The organism is Streptomyces sp. NPDC059499, from assembly GCF_042749285.1.
GTDB lineage: Bacteria > Actinomycetota > Actinomycetes > Streptomycetales > Streptomycetaceae > Streptomyces.
The window spans coordinates 91,251-110,289 of record NZ_JBHYTT010000023.1; the positions used below are offsets into that span (position 1 = coordinate 91,251).

Annotated in this window: 2 protein-coding genes and 1 pseudogene; 1 reads left to right on the forward strand and 2 read right to left on the reverse strand. The window is 72.4% G+C overall.

What is annotated here, in order from left to right:
- Positions 1–7,049: SDR family NAD(P)-dependent oxidoreductase (locus ACFW9O_RS34395; RefSeq protein WP_384614871.1), on the reverse strand; the 7,049-nt coding region annotated here is incomplete at its 3' end.
- Between the two features lie 246 nt (positions 7,050–7,295).
- On the opposite strand from ACFW9O_RS34395, the gene ACFW9O_RS34400 reads away from it, so the two are divergent.
- Entirely contained in the window at positions 7,296–8,495 is a 1,200-nt protein-coding gene (locus ACFW9O_RS34400) for a cytochrome P450 (protein WP_384614873.1), read from the forward strand.
- 179 nt (positions 8,496–8,674) lie between these two features.
- On the opposite strand, the pseudogene ACFW9O_RS34405 reads toward ACFW9O_RS34400, so the two are convergent.
- Positions 8,675–18,787: pseudogene (locus ACFW9O_RS34405) on the reverse strand (type I polyketide synthase); the annotation flags it as partial.
- Positions 18,788–19,039 lie beyond the last annotated feature (252 nt).

A 19,039-nucleotide genomic window follows, 5' to 3' on the forward strand; every position in this document is an offset into this window, starting at 1 on the left:
CTCCTGCGGGTGCGGTCGGGGTGGGCGTATAACCCCTTCCACCGGCCGTCGGCCCCCTGGGCGCCGCCCTGGCTGCCGTCCGTGAACATGCTCGGCGTGGTCATGACGGTCACGCCGCCGACCAGGGCCAGCGAGCACTCGCCGCGGCGCAGCGCCTCGGCGGCCATGTGCATGGCCACCAGCGAGGACGAGCAGGCGGTGTCGACCGTGAGAGTGGGGCCCTCCAGACCGAGCACGTACGAGACCCGGCCGGAGGCGACGCTCGTGGAGGTGCCCAGCAGCAGGTGCGGGCCCGTCCCCTCGGGGATGTCGAGCGGGCCGGCACCGTAACCGGTCGACGCCGCTCCCACGAAGACACCGGTGGGGCTGCCCGCGAGTGAGCCGGGGGCGATCCCGGCGTGCTCGACCGCCTCCCAGGCGGTCTCCAGCAGGAGTCGCTGCTGCGGGTCCATGGCGAGGGCCTCACGCGGGCCGATGCCGAAGAACTCGGCGTCGAAGTCCGCCATCCCGTCGACGAACCCGCCCTCGAAGGTGCGGCTGAGTCCGGCCTCGGCGCTGTCGGCGGCGTAGACGGAGTCGAGCCGCCAGCCCCGGTCGTCGGGGAACGGTGCGATGGCGTCGACACCCTCGCTGACGATCCGCCACAGCTCGTCGGGGGTGTCGGCGGAGCCGGGCAGCCGGCAGCTCATCCCGATGATCGCGATCGGGTCGTCGGCCGGCGCCTGCCCGCCCGCCGTCTCCGGGGCGACGGCGGTCTCCTCACGGTCGCCCACGACGGCCCGGCCGAGCATCTCGGCCAGCAGGCGGGGGGTCGGGTGGTCGAAGACCAGGGTGGCCGGCAGCCGCAGTCCGGTGGCGGCGGCCAGCCGGTTGCGCAGTTCGACGGCGGTCAGCGAGTCGAAGCCGAGTTCCTTGAACGCCAGCCCGGCCTCGACCGCCCGCGGACCGGGGAAGCCGAGGACCGCGGCGGCGGCCGAGCGGACCAGGTCGAGGAGGAACCGCGAACGGTCCTGGGGAGCGAGCGCGGCGAGCCGGTCCGCCGACGCGGCACCCTCGGCCGGGGCGGCGCCGCGGGCCGGGCGCCGGGCGCCGGGGCGGATCAGGCCGGTCAGCAAGGGGGGCAGCGAACCCGCCGCGGTCAGGGCCGCGGTGTCCAGCCCCGTCGCCACCAGGGCCCCGTGCGGCGAGGCCAGGGCGGCGTCGAGGAGAGCGAGTCCGTGGTCGGCGGCAAGCAAGGGGAAGCCGGAGCGGGCGACGCGCTCGCGGTCCACCCGGGTGAGTCGGGCGGCCATGCCGGCGGTGCCGTCCCAGGCGCCCCAGGCCAGCGACAGCGCGGGCAGGCCGACGGCGTGCCGGTGCTGGGCCAGGGCGTCGAGGAAGGCGTTGGCCGCGGCGTAGTTCCCCTGCCCGGGGGCGCCGAGGGTCCCGGCGACCGAGGAGAACAGCACGAAGGCCGCGAGGTCGTGATGGCGGGTCAGCTCGTGCAGATGAAAGGCGGCGTCGGCCTTGGGCCCCAGGACGGTGTCCAGCCGCTGCGGCGTCAGCGCCGCGACGGTGCTGTCGTCGAGCACCCCGGCGGTGTGGAAGACACCGGTCAGCGGACGGTCGCCGGGTATCGCGTCGAGTACGGCGGCGAGGGCGCCGCGGTCGGCGGCGTCGCAGGCCACGATCTCGGCGTCGGCTCCCAGCACGGCCAGCTCGGCGGCCAGTTCCCGGGCACCCGCGGCGTCCGGTCCGCTCCGGCTGAGCAGGACGAGGCTGCGGATGCCGTGGGCGGTGACCAGATGCCGGGCGAGGAGCGCGCCCAGACCACCGGTACCGCCCGTCACCAGGACCGTGCCGTCGGGGTCGAGCTGCCGCGGGACGGTGAGGACGACCTTGCCGATGTGGCGCGCCTGGCTGACATGGCGGAACGCGTCCGGTGCCTGCGGGAGGGCGAACGCCCGGACCGGCGGCAGCCGCAGCGCGCCGGTCCGCAGCAGTTCCAGCAGCTCGGCCAGGATCTCCCCGATGCGCTGCGGCCCCGCCTCCACCAGGTCGAACGCCCGGTAGCGGACGCCGGGGTGGGCGGCGGCGACCTCGCCGGCGTCCCGGAGGTCGCTCTTGCCCATCTCGACGAACCTGCCGCCACGCGGCAGGAGCCGCAGCGAGGCGTCGACGAACTCGCCGGCGAGCGCGTCGAGGACGACGTCCACGCCGCGCCCGGAGGTGACGGCCGAGAAGCCGTCCTCGAAACCGAGGTCCCTGGATGAGGCGATGTGGTCGTCGGGAACGCCCATGGCCCGCACCGCGTCCCACTTGCCGGGGGAGGCGGTGGCGAAGACCTCGGCACCGAGGTGCCGGGCGAGCTGGACGGCGGCGGTGCCCACACCGCCGGCGGCGGCGTGCACGAGGACCGCCTCGCCGGCCTGGAGACCGCCCAGGTCCACCAGGCCGTAGTACGCGGTGGCGTAGGCGATCGGCACCGCGGCCGCCTCCGCGAACGTCATGTCCGCCGGCATCCGGGCGAGCAGCCGGTGATCGGTCACCGCGACCGGCCCGAACCCGCCGGTGCACACACCCATGACCCGGTCGCCGGGCGACAGGCCGGTGACCTCCGGCCCGGTCTCCAGAACGACGCCGGCCGCCTCGCCGCCCAGTTCCACCTCGCCCGGGTACATGCCCAGCGCGTACAGGACGTCGCGGAAGTTCAGCCCGGCGGCCCGCACAGCGACCCGGACCTGCCCGGGACCGAGCGGCCCCGCCGGGTCCACGGGGGCGAACCAGAGGTTCTCCAGCGTGCCGGGCTCCCGGGTGTCGAGCCGCCAGGACGCCGCCTGCGCCGGTACGGGCAGGCCGGACGGATGAGCCGCCCGCACCAGCCGGGCGGCGAATGCCGCCCCGGCGCGCACCGCGATCTGCGGCTCGCCCGCGTCGACCGCGGCAGCGACCGCCTCCCAGGGCACGCCGTCGCTGTCGGTGTCCGCCAGCACGAAGCGGCCTGGCTCCTCGGACTGCGCGGCCCGGACCAGTCCCCACACCGCCGCGGCGGCCGGATCGGGGGCACGGTCCCCGGGGACGGCGAGCACCGCGTCGCGGGTGAGCACCACCAGACGGGAATCGGCGCACCGCTCGTCGGCCAGCCACTGCTGGAGCGCGCCCAGCACCCGACCGGTGAGGACCCGTGCCCGGGCCGGCCCGTCGGCCGCTGTCGCACTGTCGTGGACACGCAGCACCACGGTCCGGGGGAGTGGGCCTTCAGGGAGTACAGAGGCCGGATCGAAGGCGTCCACGACCACGCCGGGCCGCGTGGTGACGGAATCCGGGTCGGTCGCGAGCGGGCTCCATTCGAGCCGGCAGAGACCGTCGGCCCGGTCGGCGGACTCGGGCGGCGCCGCCACGGGGCGGACGACCAGCCGGTCGACCGAGAGGACAGGCTCGCCGGTGTGGTCCGCGGCCGCGACGGCGACGCCGCCGCCGTCGAGCGGTGTGAGCCGGACGCGGAGCGCCGCCGCGCCGGACGCCCGCAACGTCACGCCGGTGAAGGAGAACGGGACCCCCGCCCTGCCCGGCTCGCCCGGCCCGGCCCCGGCCTGGGCCTGGAGAGCGGCGTCCAGCAGCGCCGGATGGATGCCGTAGGCGCGCGCCTGGGCTTCCTCGGACTCCGCCAGGCCCACCTCGGCGAAGATCTCGTCGCCGCGCCGCCACAGGATCCGGATGCCGCGGAACGCCGGGCCGTACTCCAGGCCGGCGCCCTCCAGCAGTTCGTAGGCGCCGTCCACCGGCACGTCCACCGCGCCGGCCGGCGGCCACTGCCGAGACCAGCCGTTGTCCGGGTCCCGGCCCGAGGGCGGCTCGGGGGCGAGAACACCGCTCGCGTGCCGGGTCCAGGGGCGTTCGGGCCAGCCCTCGTCCGCGGGCGCATCGGGCCGCGCGTACACGCTCACGTCCCGCCGCCCGGTCGCGTCGGCGGCGCCGACAGCGACCTGCATCTGGACTCCGCCGAGCTCGGGCAGCGCCAGCGGCGTCTCGAGCACCAACTCCTCGACGTGGCCGCAGCCGGCCTGGTCGCCGGCGCGGACCGCGAGTTCCACGAACGCGGTGCCGGGCAGCACGGTGCGGCCCAGGACCACGTGGTCGGCCGACCACTGCGGCCGGCCGGCCGAGAGCCACCCGAAGAACAGCAGCGCGTCGCCGTCGGCGATGCTGACGCCCGCGCCCAGCAGCGGGTGCCGGGTGGCGCCGAGCCCGGCCGCCGTCACGTCGCCGGGCGACCACGTCAGCCGCGGCCAGTAGTGCTCCGCCTCGAAGGCGTAGGTGGGCAGCGCCACCGGCCGGCCGGTGGCGCCGGGGAACACGGCCGTCCAGTCGGGGGCCACACCGTTCGCGTGCAGCTCGGCCAGTGCCGCCGTCACGGCGGCCGGCTCGCCGAGGGAGCGCCGCAACGCCGGTACCACGACGGCGGGTTCGTCGCGGTGAGCGAGCGACTCCCCGGCCATGGCGGACAGGACGCCGTCCGGTCCGAGTTCGAGGTACCGGCCCACACCGTGCCCGTCGAGCCAGGCGACACCGTCCCCGAAGCGGACCGCCTCGCGGACCTGGCGGACCCAGTAGGCAGGGTCGGCGAGCTCGTCGGCCCCGGCCACCGCGCCGGTGAGGTTCGAGACGACGGGCACGGACGGGATCCCGTACGTCAGCCCGGCGGCGATCGCCCGGAACTCCTCGAGCATCGGATCCATATGGGCGGAGTGGAACGCGTGGGACACCCGCAGGAGCCGGGTCCCCACCCCTCGCTCCTGCCAGTGGGCGGCCAGCGCGCCGACGGCGTCGCGGTCGCCGGAGACGACCACGTCGGCCGGCCCGTTGACGGCGGCGACGACGACGGCCCCGGAGGCCTCCCCGGCGAGCGTCGCGCGGACCTCGTCCTCGGTGGCCCGGACCGCGAGCATCGCGCCGTCCCCGGCCATCCGCTGCATCAGCCGGCCCCGGGCGGCGACGAGGGCGCAGGCATCCGGCAGCGACCACACCCCGGCCACATGAGCGGCGACGAGTTCGCCGACGGAATGGCCCAGCACGTAATCCGGGGCGACGCCCCAGTGCGTGAACAGCCGGTGGAGCGCGACCTCGATCGCGAACAGCCCCGGCTGGGCGTACTCGGTACGGTCCAGCAGCTCGCCCTCGGGCGATCCAGGTTCGGCGAACAGCACCTCGCGCAGCGGGCGCCCCAGGTGCGGGTCCAGGGCCTCGCACACCTCGTCCAGTGCTTGGGCGAACACCGGCTCCGCGGCGTACAGCTCGCGTCCCATGCCGGCCCGCTGGGCGCCCTGCCCGGTGAACAGCATCGCGAGTTTCCCCGCCGGCCGTGTCCCGCGGGCCACCCCGTACCGCACCCGGGCGCTATCCGCGCCCTGTTCGACGGCGGCGAGGGCGTCGAGCAGCTCGTCGCGGTCGCCCGCGGTCACGACGGCGCGGTGCGGCAATGCCGCGCGGGTCGTCGCCAGCGCGTGGCCGAGGTCTGTGAGGTCGAGTCCGGGCTCGGACGCCACCCGTGCCCGCAACCGGGCGGCCTGGCCGGGCAGAGCGGACGCCGTCCTGGCACTGACCGGGAACGGCAGCGGCGTGCCGGCCGGCCTACGGGTGCCGGTCGGTGCCGCCTCCGGCTCCGGCGTGGGCGCCTGCTCGAGGATCAGGTGGGCGTTGGTACCGCTCAGCCCGAACGAGGAGACGCCCGCCCGGCGGGGTTCGCCGGTCAGGGGCCAGTCGCGGGCCTCGGCGAGCAGCCTGGCGGAGCCGGCGGTCCAGTCGACGTGCCCGGTGGGCTCGTCGACGTGCAGGGTCCGCGGCAGGACGCCGTGCCGCAGCGCCTGCACCATCTTGATCACCGACGCGACGCCGGCGGCGGCCTGCGCGTGGCCGATGTTGGACTTGACCGAGCCGATCCACAGCGGTCGGTCGGCCGACCGGTCCTGCCCGTAGGCCGCGATCAGGGACTGGGCCTCGATCGGGTCGCCGAGGCTCGTGCCGGTGCCGTGCGCCTCGACGGCGTCGACCTGACCGGGCGCCAGACGAGCGTCGGCCAGGGCCTGGAGGGTCACCCGCTGCTGCGAGGGCCCGTTGGGGGCGGTCAGCCCGTTGGACGCGCCGTCCTGGTTCACCGCCGAACCGCGCACGACGGCGAGCACCGGGTGGTTCAGCCGGAGCGCGTCGGACAGCCGCTCCACCACCAGGACGCCGACGCCCTCGGACCAGCCGGTGCCGTCGGCCGCCGCCGCGAAGGACTTGCACCGGCCGTCGGCGGCCAGTCCGCCCTGCCGGCTGAACTCGGCGAACACACCGGGCGTGGCCATCACCGTCACACCGCCGGCGAGCGCGAGGGTGCTCTCGCCGCGCCGCAGCGACTGGCACGCCAGGTGCAGGGCGACGAGCGACGACGAACAAGCCGTGTCCACGGTGACCGCGGGCCCCTCCAGGCCCAGCGTGTAGGACACCCGGCCGGAGATCACGGCGGTCGCGCCACCGGTCAGCAGATATCCCTGGTTGTCCTGCTCCGCGCCGGCCAGCAGCGAGGTGTAGTGCTGGTCGTTGGCGCCGACGAACACACCGGTGCGGCTGCCGCGCAGCGACGACGGGTCGATACCCGCGGCTTCCACGGCCTCCCAGGACGTCTGCAGCAGCAGCCGCTGCTGCGGGTCCATGGCGAGGGCCTCGCGCGGCGATATGTCGAAGAACCCCGGGTCGAAACGGGTGGCGTCGTCGACGAAACCGCCTTCCCGGACGTAGCCGCCGGACTCCCCGGAGTCGGGACCGGCGGAGCCGGCGTCCGCGCCGAGCAGTCCGGAGAGCTGCCAGCCGCGGTCCTCGGGGAACGGACCGACGGCATCGCCGTCCGCGAGCACGAGCCGCCACAGGTCCTCGGGCGTGCGCACCCCGCCGGGGAAACGGCAGCCCATTCCGACGACGGCGATCGGCTCCCGGTTTTCTTTCTCGGCCTCGCGCAACCGCTGCCTGGTCCGGTGCAGATCCGTGGTGACAAGTTTCAGGTATTCACGCAGCGTTCCGTCGTCCACCATCTGAAGGAAACCCCATTTCCGAGGACGACGCAGCGGTCGGCTGTCGCTTGCCCGGGACCTCATGAACAGACCCCGGTCGGGGGGAAGGCTAGTCACCGCAGAGGGCGGGAACCAACCCCTGCCAGGCTGGTCAGAACCCTGAGAACTCTAGGGGGACAAATAGGGGTTGACGTCGTCCGTCTTTCTCATACGCTTTTTCCGCTGCTTCCGATCGGATTGGCTGGGCGACAAGTGGACAATGCCCGAATGCTTTTCGACCTGACCGACCCGGCCCTGATGAACGACCGGTACAACTATTATCGACGGCTGCGCGAAACAGAGCCGATCCATCATTCACCGCACGGCTTCTGGACACTCGCCCGCTACGCCGACGTCGATGCCTTCCTGCGCGCGCCGCAGACATCGGCGGCCGCCCCCGAGGACCCCCTGTTCACCGCCCTGCGCGGCGGCCGGGACGCCCCCGCCATGCGCAGCATGCGGCGGTGGATGGTGGTGAAGGACGGTGCCGAGCACCGGCGGCTGCGCCGACTGGTGGCCCGGGCACTCACCCCGAACGCCGTCGAGGGGCTGCGGCCGGAGATCCACCGGATCGTCAGCAGCCTGATCGACGAGCTGGGCGAGGGCGAGGTCGACCTGATCGGCCAGTTCGCCACGCCGGTGCCGATCGCCATCGTCTGCGGGCTGCTCGGCATCCCGGTCGAGGACGCCGGGCGCTGCCTGGAGTGGACGAACGCCATCGCGAACATCGTCGACCCCCTCATCACCCCCCGGATGCGCATCGCGATGAATCAGGCGGAACCCCAGTTCAACGCCTACATCCGGGAGCAGATGGAGCTCCGGCGCAGCCACCCCCGCGACGACGTCCTCTCCATGCTGATGCGGAAGGACCCCAACGGCGACGGGCTCAGCGACGAGGACGTCATCGCCCAGGTGCTGCTGCTGTTCAACGCCGGCCACGAGACCACGGTCAACGTCATCGGGAACGCGGTCCACTCGCTGCTCACGCACCCGGACCAGTTGCGGATCCTGCGGGAGCACCCCGAACTCATCGAACCCGCCTTCGAGGAACTCGCCCGGTACAACGCCACGGTGCAGATCATCGCCCGGCAGCTGAGCGGCGACCTGGTCCTCGACGGCACCGTCATCCCGGCAGGCTCCTCGGTGCTCGGCATCACCGGGTCGGCACACCGCGACCCGGCCAGGTTCGAGGACCCGGACCGGCTGGACGTGCGCCGCACCGGGGTGAGGTCGCTCGCCTTCGGCTCGGGCCCGCACGCCTGCATCGCCGCGATGCTGGGCAAGGCGGAGGTCACCATGGCCCTGACCGAACTCCTCCGGCGGTACGAGACCATCGAGTTCGCCACGGACGACCTGCGGTGGCACACCCGCTTCAGCTTCGTCCTCGGACTCAAGAGCCTCCCGCTGCGGGTCGCGTACCGCCGGTAGTCGGCTGAGGGCCCGTCCTGGAACCACCCGGCGCCCGCCCTCCGGGCGCCTTGCCGTGACCGCGACCGCCCGGCCGTTCACGGCCGGTGCCCGGCTGTTTCCGTGGCTGCCTCGCCGCTACCGCGACCGGCCGGCGGCGGGCCGTAGCCCACCGCCGACACGCTCAGCCGAGTTCCTTCTCAGCCGAGTTCCTCCAGCCACTTGCCGACCGCCATGGCGGTCGTCGTGCCGTGCTCGCGCATGACCGTGAAGTGGTTGCCGGGCACGTCGACGGTCGTGTGCGGCAGGCTCCACGAGGCCCGCCAGTCCTCATCGCGGTTCCACTCCCCGATCGGCTCCGAAGCCCTGACCACGAGCGTCGGAGCCTGGATCTCCCGGGGCTGGAACAGCGCGAACATCCTGCCGTACCAGGCCTGTGCGGTGAGGCGGATGTCGTTCATGGGCACGTACAGGTCCTCACGCTGGAACATGCCGTCGTTGAGTTCGTTCTTCCACTCCTCGTACACCGGCTGGTTCAGCAGATAGGCGTCGACGAGGACGACACCGGCCGGCACGACGCCCATCTGTTCCAGCCGGTAGGCGAGCGCGTGGGCGAACAGACCGCCGCCGGAGTGTCCGACGATCACGAACGGATCGTCGCCCACGGCCTTCAGCAGGGTCTCCGCCTGCCAGGTCAGTACGGCGTCGGGACCGGACGGCAACAGCTCGCCGTCCCGGTAGCCGGGCACCGGGAGCGCGATGACGTCGCGCTGCCCGCGGAACGGTGTGGCGAACCGGGCGAACTCATGGGGTCCCGCCACGGCGGAGGTGCCGCACTGGCCGACGATCCTCAGCCGCCCGTCACCCCGGGCGAGGAAGACAGGATCGGGCGACGTCTGGAGTTCGTCGGGGTGCTCGAACTTCGGGCGGAAGCTCGCCGCTTCCATGAGGAACTCCATGAACCTGCCCAACGCGTCCTCACGCGCGGCCTCCTGCAGCAGCGACCGCAGGATTCCACCGCCGCGGGGCCCGGCGTCGGCGCCGGCCTCGGCGTCGTCGGTGTCGGGGCCGAGCAGCAGCTGCTGCACGTGTGCGGCCAGTGCGGCCGGTGTCCCGTGCTCGAACACGATCGCGCTGCTCAGCGGCACACCGATGACGAGCTGCAGGGCATTGCGCAGCTCGACGGCCGTCAGGGAGCTCATACCCAGCTCGAGGAACTCGCGTTCCGCCTCGACGGCCTCCACGTCCGTGTAGGCGAGCACGTCGGCCGTGTGCGCCCGGACCAGGTCCAGGATCACGCGGCGCCGCTCCGCGCGTGGCAGCTGCTCCAGCCGCTCGCGGAGATCCTCGGGACCGTCGCCACCACCGGCCGTCGTGCCGATGTCGCGCAGGCGGCGCACCTCGGGCAGGTCGTCGAGCAGGTGCCGGGCACGGTCCTGCGTGTACGCGGCAGCGAACCGGGGCCAGTCGGCGTCGGCCACGACGACGAGGCCGTCGGACCGGACCGGCAGCCGCCCGAGGACATCTGTCGCTGCCTCCGGCGGCATCGCCCGCAGATTGCTCTGCCGCAGCCGGTCCAGCTCTTCCGGATCACCGGCGGCGGAGTCCGTCCACGGCCCCCAGGCCACCGAGACCGCGGCAGTTCCCCCCGCGCGCCGGTGTGCGGCGAGGGCGCCGAGGTAGGCACCGGTCGTCGACCGGGTCACCTGCCGGGCGTCCCCCCAGACCCCGCCGACCGAGGCCAGCAGTACGAACGCGGTCAGGTCGAGACCGATGGTGAGCTCGTGCAGGTGCCTGGCCCCGGCCACGACGTGGTCGATCACCTCGATACCGGCGGATGTCAGGGCCGACGGCTCGGTGTCCGAGTTGATCTCGGGCGCGTACACGACAGCGGCCAGCGGCTGCTCGCCGGGGATCTCCGCGATGACCCCGGCCAGAGCGGCACGGTCCGCCGGTTCGCAGCCCACGACCGTCACCTGCGCTCCACGCCCGGTCAGGTCGGCGACCAGCTCGGTCACGCCGGGGCCCTCCGCCCCCTCCCGTCCGGTGAGCAGCAGGTGCCTCACCCCGTGGTCGGCGAGCCAACGGGCCGTTCCCGCCCCGATCACGCCGGTGCCTCCGGCCACCAGTACGGTGCCGGCCTCGGGCCAGTGGACCGGCTCGCCGTCGGTCACGGGGTTCGGCAGGTCCGGCACCAGCCGGGGTACCCGCAGTCGGCCGTCACGGATCGCCATCTGCTCGGGTCCGGCGAGCAGCGCGGCGGTGAACAGCGGCCAGTGGCGGGCGGCCGGCTCCTCGGGCAGATCGATCAGGCCGCCCCAACGGGTCGATCCGGCACGGTCGATCGCACGGCCGAGGCCCCAGACGAGCGCCTGCGCGGGGTTGCGGACCGGGTCCGACGCGCCGGTCGACACCGCGCCCGAGGTGACGCACCACAGCGGAGCGTCGACACCGGCGTCGCGGAGCGCATGGGTCAGCTCCAGAGTGCCCTCGATTCCCGCCTTCTCGTCCTGCGTACCGAGCGCCGTCAGCGACACCACTCCGGCGAGCGCGTCGGATTCGACGAGCGCGTGCTTCAGCTGCCCCGCCAGGCCCTGCCGGGTCATGTGGGCAGCGTCGACAGGCAGGCGCACGACGGTGGCACCGGCGTCGGTCAGGGCAGCGGCGATCTCGGACCGCGGATCATCGGTCGACGTGACGAGCAGCCAGGTACCGGGGGAGCCCGTGGCGACGGGCAGATCAGCGACCGGCTTCCAGAGAACCCGGTAACGCCACGAGTCGAGCAGCGAACGCTGCTGGTGGCGCTGTCGCCACTCGGACAGGGCCGGAAGAGCCGATTCGAGTCCGGGCAGTTCCTCCAGGTCCCCGCGCTCCACCGCGTCCCAGAACGTGGCGTCCACCAGGTCGGCGGTGCCCGTCTCCACCGGCTGCGGCCAGTACCGTTCCCGCTGGAAGGCGTACGTCGGGAGCTGGGTGCGCCGACCGGTGAGTACGGCGGGCCAGTCGACGTCGACACCGGCTTTCCACGCGTCGCCCAGGGAGGTCAGTACCCGGCGCAGCCCGCCTTCGTCGCGCCGCAACGTGCCCAGTACCGCAGCCTGGACATCCGCCGCCTCGACGGTCTCCTCGATGCCGACCGTGAGTACCGGGTGCGGACTCACCTCGATGAAGGTACGCATCCCCTGTCCCAGCAGCGTGCGGACCGCGTCCTCGAACTCCACCGTGGAGCGCAGGTTGTCGAACCAGTACTGCGCGTCCAGGCGCCCCTCCACCAGTCGGCCGGTGAGCGTGGAGAACATCGTCACCGTGCCGCCGTCAGTCGATGACAGCCCCGCCAGATCCGTCAGGATCCGCTCACGCAGCTCCTCCATCCGTGAGGAGTGAGACGCGTAGTCCACCGCGATCCGCCGCGCTCGGATCCCCCGCCTCCCACACTCGGCCACCAGGTCATCGAGGGCACCGGCTTCCCCGGACACGACGGTGGACGAGGGGCCGTTCACGGCCGCGACCGATATCCCCGCCCAGCCCGACACCAGATCCCCGACAGCCGCCCTGCCCGCTGCGACGGACACCATGCCTCCGCCTCCGGCCACCGAGACCAGTGCCTTCGACCGCAGCGCCACCACCCGCGCCGCGTCCTCCACCGACAGCCGGCCGGCCACACATGCGGCGGCGATCTCACCCTGAGAGTGACCGACCACCACCGAAGGCACCACACCCGCCGAACGCCATACCTCCGCCAGGGCGACCATCACCGCCCACAACACCGGCTGGACCACGTCCACCCGGCCCAGGTCGCCGTCCTGCAGCAGCACCTCCGACAACGACCAGTCCACATACGGTGCCAGTGCCGCCTCGCACTCCGTCAACCGCTCCCGGAACACCTCCGAGCACTCCCACAACTCCCGCGCCATCCCCACCCACTGCGCACCCTGGCCGGGGAACACGAACACCACACCACCCGAAGAACCCGCGCCGTCCGCGGAACCCGAGCCGACCCCCTCGACGACTCCGGACAGTCCGGCCAGCAGCTCGTCCAGGCCCTCACCCACCACCACCGCACGATGCTTCAGCGCAGCCCGGCCCGTGGCCAGCGACCAGCCCACGTCCGCCACGGCCGGCTCCGGCCGTTGCACCACGAACGACCGCAACCGCTCCGCCTGTGCCCGCAACGCCTCCGCGGACCTCGCCGACACCACCCACGCCGACACACCTGAAGCAGATGACAGCACACCCGGACCGGCCGGCTGCGGAACCACCTCCGGCTCCTGCTCCCGCACCGGTGCCTGCTCCAGAATCACGTGTGCGTTCGTCCCGGACATCCCGAAGGAGGACACGGCCGCACGCCTTGGGCGAACGTCGGTCCCGGGCCAGGGACGCGCTTCGGTCAGCAGTGTCACCGCACCTGCCGCCCAGTCCACCTGGGGGGTGGGCTCGTCGACGTGCAGGGTGGCGGGCATGACCCCGTGCCGCATCGCCATGACCATCTTGATCACACCCGCGACACCGGCGGCGGCCTGGGTGTGGCCGATGTTCGACTTGATGGAGCCCAGCCACAGCGGCTCGTTGCTCTCCCCGCGGTCCTGGCCGTAGGTGGCCAGGAGCGCCTGGGCTTCGATCGGGTCACCCAGCCGTGTGCCTGTGCCGTGGGCTTCGACCGTATCGATGTCGGCGCCGGTCAGCCGGGCGTTCGCCAGGGCCTGCTGGATCACTCGCTGCTGGGAGGGGCCGTTCGGTGCTGTCAGCCCGTTGGACGCACCGTCCTGATTGATCGCACTGCCGCGCACGACCGCCAGTACCTGATGCCCGTGACGCCGAGCGTCGGAGAGCCTCTCCAGCATCACCAGACCGACACCCTCGGCCCAGCCCGTTCCGTCGGCGGCCGCCGCGAACGCCTTGCACCGCCCGTCGCCGGCCACCCCGTCCTGCCGGTCGAACTCGATGAACGCCCCTGGTGTGGCCATCACCGTCACCCCGCCGGCCAGTGCCACGTCGCACTCGCCGCCACGCAGTGCCTGGGCGGCCAGGTGCAGGGCCACCAGCGATGACGAACACGCCGTGTCGACCGTCACGGCCGGGCCTTCCAGCCCGAACGTGTACGAGAGGCGGCCGGAGATGACGCTGCCCGCGGTACCCGTCAGCAGGTGGCCTTCGGTACCCGGTACCCCGGCGACTCCGTATCCGGACGAAGAAGCGCCGGCGAAGACACCGACACCGCGGCCACGCAGTGACTGCGGATCCATTCCGGCCGACTCGAACGTCTCCCACGCCGTCTCCAGGAGCAGGCGCTGCTGCGGGTCCATGGCCAGTGCCTCACGCGGGCTGATCCCGAACAGGCCGGAGTCGAACCCGGCCGCGTCCTCGACGAACCCGCCGAGACCACCCGCGATCCCTGACACCTCCACCGGCCAGCCGCGGTCCACCGGGAACACCGACAGACCGTCCTGCCCACCAGCCACCAGGTCCCACAACTGTTCGGGCGATGTGATGCCGCCCGGGTAGCGACAGGCCATGCCTACGATCGCCAGCGGCTCGTCGGCCGCCCCCGCCCGGGTCCGTGCCAGTTCCACCGGCTGCGCCGCGCCCAGCAGTTGGGACTGGAGGTACTCGGCCAGCACTCGCGGCGCGGGGTAGTCGAACACCAGCGTCGCGGGCAGGGCGAGGCCCGTGTGCGTGGACAGCAGATTGCGCAGCTCGACGGCCATCAGCGAGTCGAAGCCCAGATCCCGGAAGGCACGGCCGGGTTCCACCGCTTGCGCGCTGGAGTGACCCAGCACGGTCGAAGCGTGTTCCCGTACCAGGCCCAGCAGTATCTCCTGCTGCCGTACCTCCGACACGGCCGTCAGTTCCTTGCGCAACGGCAGCTCTGCGCCGAGAGCACCGTCGACGGCAGCGACGGCCAGGCCGGTGGCCTCGGGCAGGTCGGCGAGCAGCGCACTGGACCGGGCGGAGGTGAAGGCCGGCAGGAAGACGGCCCAGTCCACGTCGGCCACCGTCAAGGTGCCCGGCCCTGCGTCGATCGCCCGGGCCAGTGCCCGCAGCGCGAACGCGGGGTCCATCGTGTTCAGCCCCCGCCGACGCAGATAACCCTCCGTCTCACCCAGCGTGGCCATACCCACCTCGGCCCACGGACCCCATGCCACCGAAGTGCCCGCTAGTCCACGGTCGCGACGGTGCTGCACCCAGGCATCCAGGAAGGCGTTGCCTGCCGCGTACGCCCCCTGGCCCCCGCTGCCCCACGTCGCCGAGATGGATGAGAACACCACGAACAGATCGATCGGCAGGCCGGCCGTCAGCTCGTCCAGATGCACCGTCCCCTGGGCCTTCGCCCGAAGCACGGAAGCGAACACCTGCGGATCGGTTTCTTCCAGCCGCTGCGGAACGTCCAGCCCTGCGGCGTGCACGATGCCGGTCAGCGGCACATCGGCGGGAACACCGGCGATCACCTCGGCGAGCGTGTCCCGGTCGGTGACATCGCAGGCCGCAACGGTGACCTGCGCACCGAGCACGGAGAGTTCCTCGACCAGGCCTTCGGGGGCGACACCGCCGCGGCTGGTCAGTACCAGATGCGGCACGCCCCGGCCGGCCAGCCACCGGGCCACCAACGAGCCCAGCGCACCGGTTCCTCCCGTGACCAGTACCGTTCCCGACGGACTCCATGTCCCGCTGGGCGTTGCCACGGGCTCGGCCCGCACCACGCGTCGGCCGTGGACACCGGACTCACGAACGGCGACCTGGTCCTCGCCACCATCGGCCAGGACACCGACCAGCCGACCGGCCGCCCGGGCGTCCAGCTCGGCCGGCAGGTCCACCAGACCGCCCCACCGTTGCGGGAACTCCAGCGCCGCGACCCGGCCCAGACCCCACACCGCCGCCTGATCAGGGCTCAGCAGCGGATCCGACGGCCCGACCGACACCGCACCACAGGTCGCCACCCACAACGGCACGGCAGCACCCGCATCAGCCCACGCCTGCACCAGCGACAGCACCACCGCGAGTGGAGCGGGAATCCCACCCTGCGCCGGCATGGCCTCGACCGCATCTGCCAGCACCACGACACCGGACAGGTCGGGGGCCTCAGCGGCAAGCCGTTCGAGCGCGAGCGCCAGCTCCTGCCGCCCTGTCGAACCTTCGTCAAGGGGAACGCAGATCACCGCGGCGCCGGCGCCGGTCAGTGCTGCGGCCACGTCCGTCCGCCCGGAACCGACGACCGCCCAGGTTCCCGTCAAGGAACCCGTGGACGGAAGACCGGTGAGTGGCTTCCATGTGACCTGGTACCGCCAGGAGTCCACGACGGACCGCTCGCGTCGTCTTCGGCGCCAGGCCGACAGCACGGGGAGCACGTCGCCGAGCGCGGTGGGGGTCTCGGGCAGTTCCAGCTCAGCGGCCAGTCGCTGGAGGTCTCCGCGTTCGACGGCGTCCCAGAAACCTGTCTCGGCCACCTCGCCGCCAGTGATAGCGGCAACCGGCTCCGGCCAGTACCGCTCTCGCTGGAAGGCATACGCCGGCAGATCGACCACCCGGCCGCCCCAGCCGGCGAAGACGGCGGTCCAGTCGATCTCGGTGCCTGTGGCCCAGAGGCGGCTGATCGCGGTGAGCGCGGTGTCAGTCTCGTCGCGGTCCTTGCGCAGGAGCGGGGCGAACGTCGCGTCACCAGCGGTTTCCTGGGCCATGCCGGCAAGCACGCCGTCCGGGCCGAGTTCGAGGTAGCGGGTCACGCTCATCGCTTCGAGTGTCGTGATGCCGTCGGCGAAGCGGACCGGTTGCCGCACCTGGTTCAGCCAGTAGTTCGGATGTTGCATGGCGCCGGGTTCGGCGATGGCTCCGGTGAGGTTCGAGACGATCGGTATCCGGGCGGGGTGGAAGGACAGTCCGGCCAGGACGTTTGCGAACTCGTCCAGCATGGGTTCCATGAGGGCGGAGTGGAACGCGTGCGACACCGACAGGGTGTTGAAGCGGCGGCCCTGCTGGGCGCACTGTGCCGCGTAGTGCTCGATTGCTTCGGTGGAGCCGGAGAGGACTACGGAGTGGGGGCCGTTGACGGCGGCGATGTCCAGGCCGGTGTCGGTGATGTCGGTTTCGGTGGCCTGGACGGCGAGCATGCCGCCGCCGGGGGGGAGTGCCTGCATGAGTCGGCCGCGTTCGGCGACGAGGGTGCATGCGTCGTCGAGGTCGAGGATGCCTGCGACATGGGCTGCGGTGATCTCGCCCAGGGAGTGGCCCAGGAGCACGTCCGGGGTGACACCCCAGGACTCCACCAGCCGGAACAGCGCGACCTCAAGGGCGAACAGCCCGGCCTGGGCCCACATTGTTCGGTTGAGGTCGGTGCCGTCGGTCAGGACGTTGCGCAGTGGGCGTTCCAGCCGTATGTCGAGGCGGGCGCAGGCCGCGTCGAAGGCTGCGGCGAATACCGGGAATTGCTCGTAGAGTCCGAGTCCCATGCCGGTGCGCTGGGAGCCCTGGCCGGTGAACAGGAAGGCGGTTCTGCCTTCGGCGGCGATACCCGTGGCGAGCACGTCACCGTTGCCCAGGACGATGCGGTGGGGGAGTTGATTTCGGGTGGTTGCCAGGGACCAGCCGGTGTCCACCGGGTCCAGTTCCGGTCTGTCCGCGACGAAGGATCGCAGCTGTTCGACCTGTGCCCGGAGCGCGGCCTCGGACTTTGCCGAGACCACCCAGGGCACGAGCCCTGGTGCCTGCTGTGTGACGACAGCCGGTTCGGGTTCCGGTTCCGGGGCTTGTTCGAGGATGACGTGGGCGTTGGTGCCGCTGATGCCGAAGGAGGAGACGGCGGCGCGGCGGGGCCGGTTGTCGGTGTCGGGCCAGGGGCGTGCTTCGGTGAGGAGTTCCACCGCACCCGCTGACCAGTCGACCTGGGGGGTGGGCGCGTCGATGTGGAGAGTGGCGGGCATCAGGCCGTGGCGCAGGGCCATGACCATCTTGATCACACCGGCGACGCCTGCGGCGGCCTGGGTGTGGGCGATGTTGGATTTGATCGAGCCGACCCAGAGGGGTTCGTTGCCCTCGCCCCGGGTTTGGCCGTAGGTGGCCAGGAGTGCTTGGGCTTCGATGGGGTCGCCGAGGCGGGTGCCGGTGCCGTGGGCTTCGACGAGGTCGATGTCGGCGCCGGTGAGGTGGGCGTTGGTGAGGGCTTGGTGGATGACGCGTTGTTGGGAGGGGCCGTTGGGGGCGCTGAGGCCGTTGGAGGCTCCGTCTTGGTTGACGGCGCTGCCGCGTAGGACGGCGAGGATGTGGTGGTTGTTGCGGCGGGCGTCGGAGAGGCGTTCGACGAGGAGGAGGCCGACGCCTTCGCCCCAGCCCATGCCGTCGGAGGAGGCGGCGAAGGATTTGCAGCGGCCGTCGGAGGCGAGTCCGCCCTGCCGGTCGAACTCGGCGAACACCCCGGGGCTGGCCATGACGGTCACACCACCCGCCAAGGCCATGTCGCACTCACCGGTACGCAGAGCCTGCGCCGCCAGGTGCAGCGCGACCAGGGACGAGGAGCACGCGGTGTCGACGGTGACAGCTGGGCCTTCCAGGCCGAACGCGTAAGAGACCCGCCCGGACATGACGCTGGTTGCGTTGCCGGTCAGCAGGTGGCCTTCCGCGCCCTGTGGCATCTGTGTCCCGGTGCCGTAGCCGGATGTGGTGCCGCCGACGAACACGCCGGTCGAGGAACCACGCAGCACCTGCGGGTCGAGGGCTGCCGATTCGAAGGTCTCCCATGCGGTTTCGAGGAGGAGGCGTTGTTGTGGGTCCATGGCGAGGGCTTCGCGGGGGCTGATGCCGAAGAGGTCGGCGTCGAACCTGTCCGCGTCGTCGAGGAATGCGCCCCAGCCGGCGATGGACGCAGGCCAGCCGCGGTCGGTGGGGAACGGTCCGACCGCGTCGCCCGCACTCTCGACCAGGTCCCACAAGGACTGGGGGGAGGTCACACCCCCGGGGAAGCGGCAGGCCATCCCCACGATCGCGACCGGTTCGTCGTCGCCGATCGCCGTGGACGCCGGTCGTGCCTGCGACGGTGCGCCGGGTTCGATCTCCGAGAGTTCGGCCAGGAGGAACTCGGCCAGCACCAGGGGTGTGGGGTGGTCGAACACGAGCGTGGAGGGAAGCCGCAGGCCCGTGACCGACTGGAGGCGGTTACGGACTTCGACGGCCATGAGGGAGTCGAAGCCCAGGTCACGGAACGCCCGTGACGCCTCCACCGACTCCGAACCGGTGTGCCCGAGTACCGCTGCCGCGTGGGTGCGCACCACGTCCAGCACCCGCTGACGGCGCTGCCCGTCCGGTATCCCGTGGAGCTGCTGCCGCAGACCGGTCGACCCCGTGTCGTCGTCCGACGTCGATGGGGTGCTGTCGGCTTCGGGCAGCTCCGTGAGGAGCTGGCTCGGGCGGATCGCGGTGAACGAGGCGGCGAAAACAGCCCAGTTGATGTCGGCGACGGTGAGTCCCGACTCGTCGGCGTCGATAGCCGATGCGAGTACGCGTACGGCGAGTTCCGGGTCCATCGGTGACATGCCACGCCTGCGCAGGAGCTGCTGGGTGTCACCCTGGACGGCCATCCC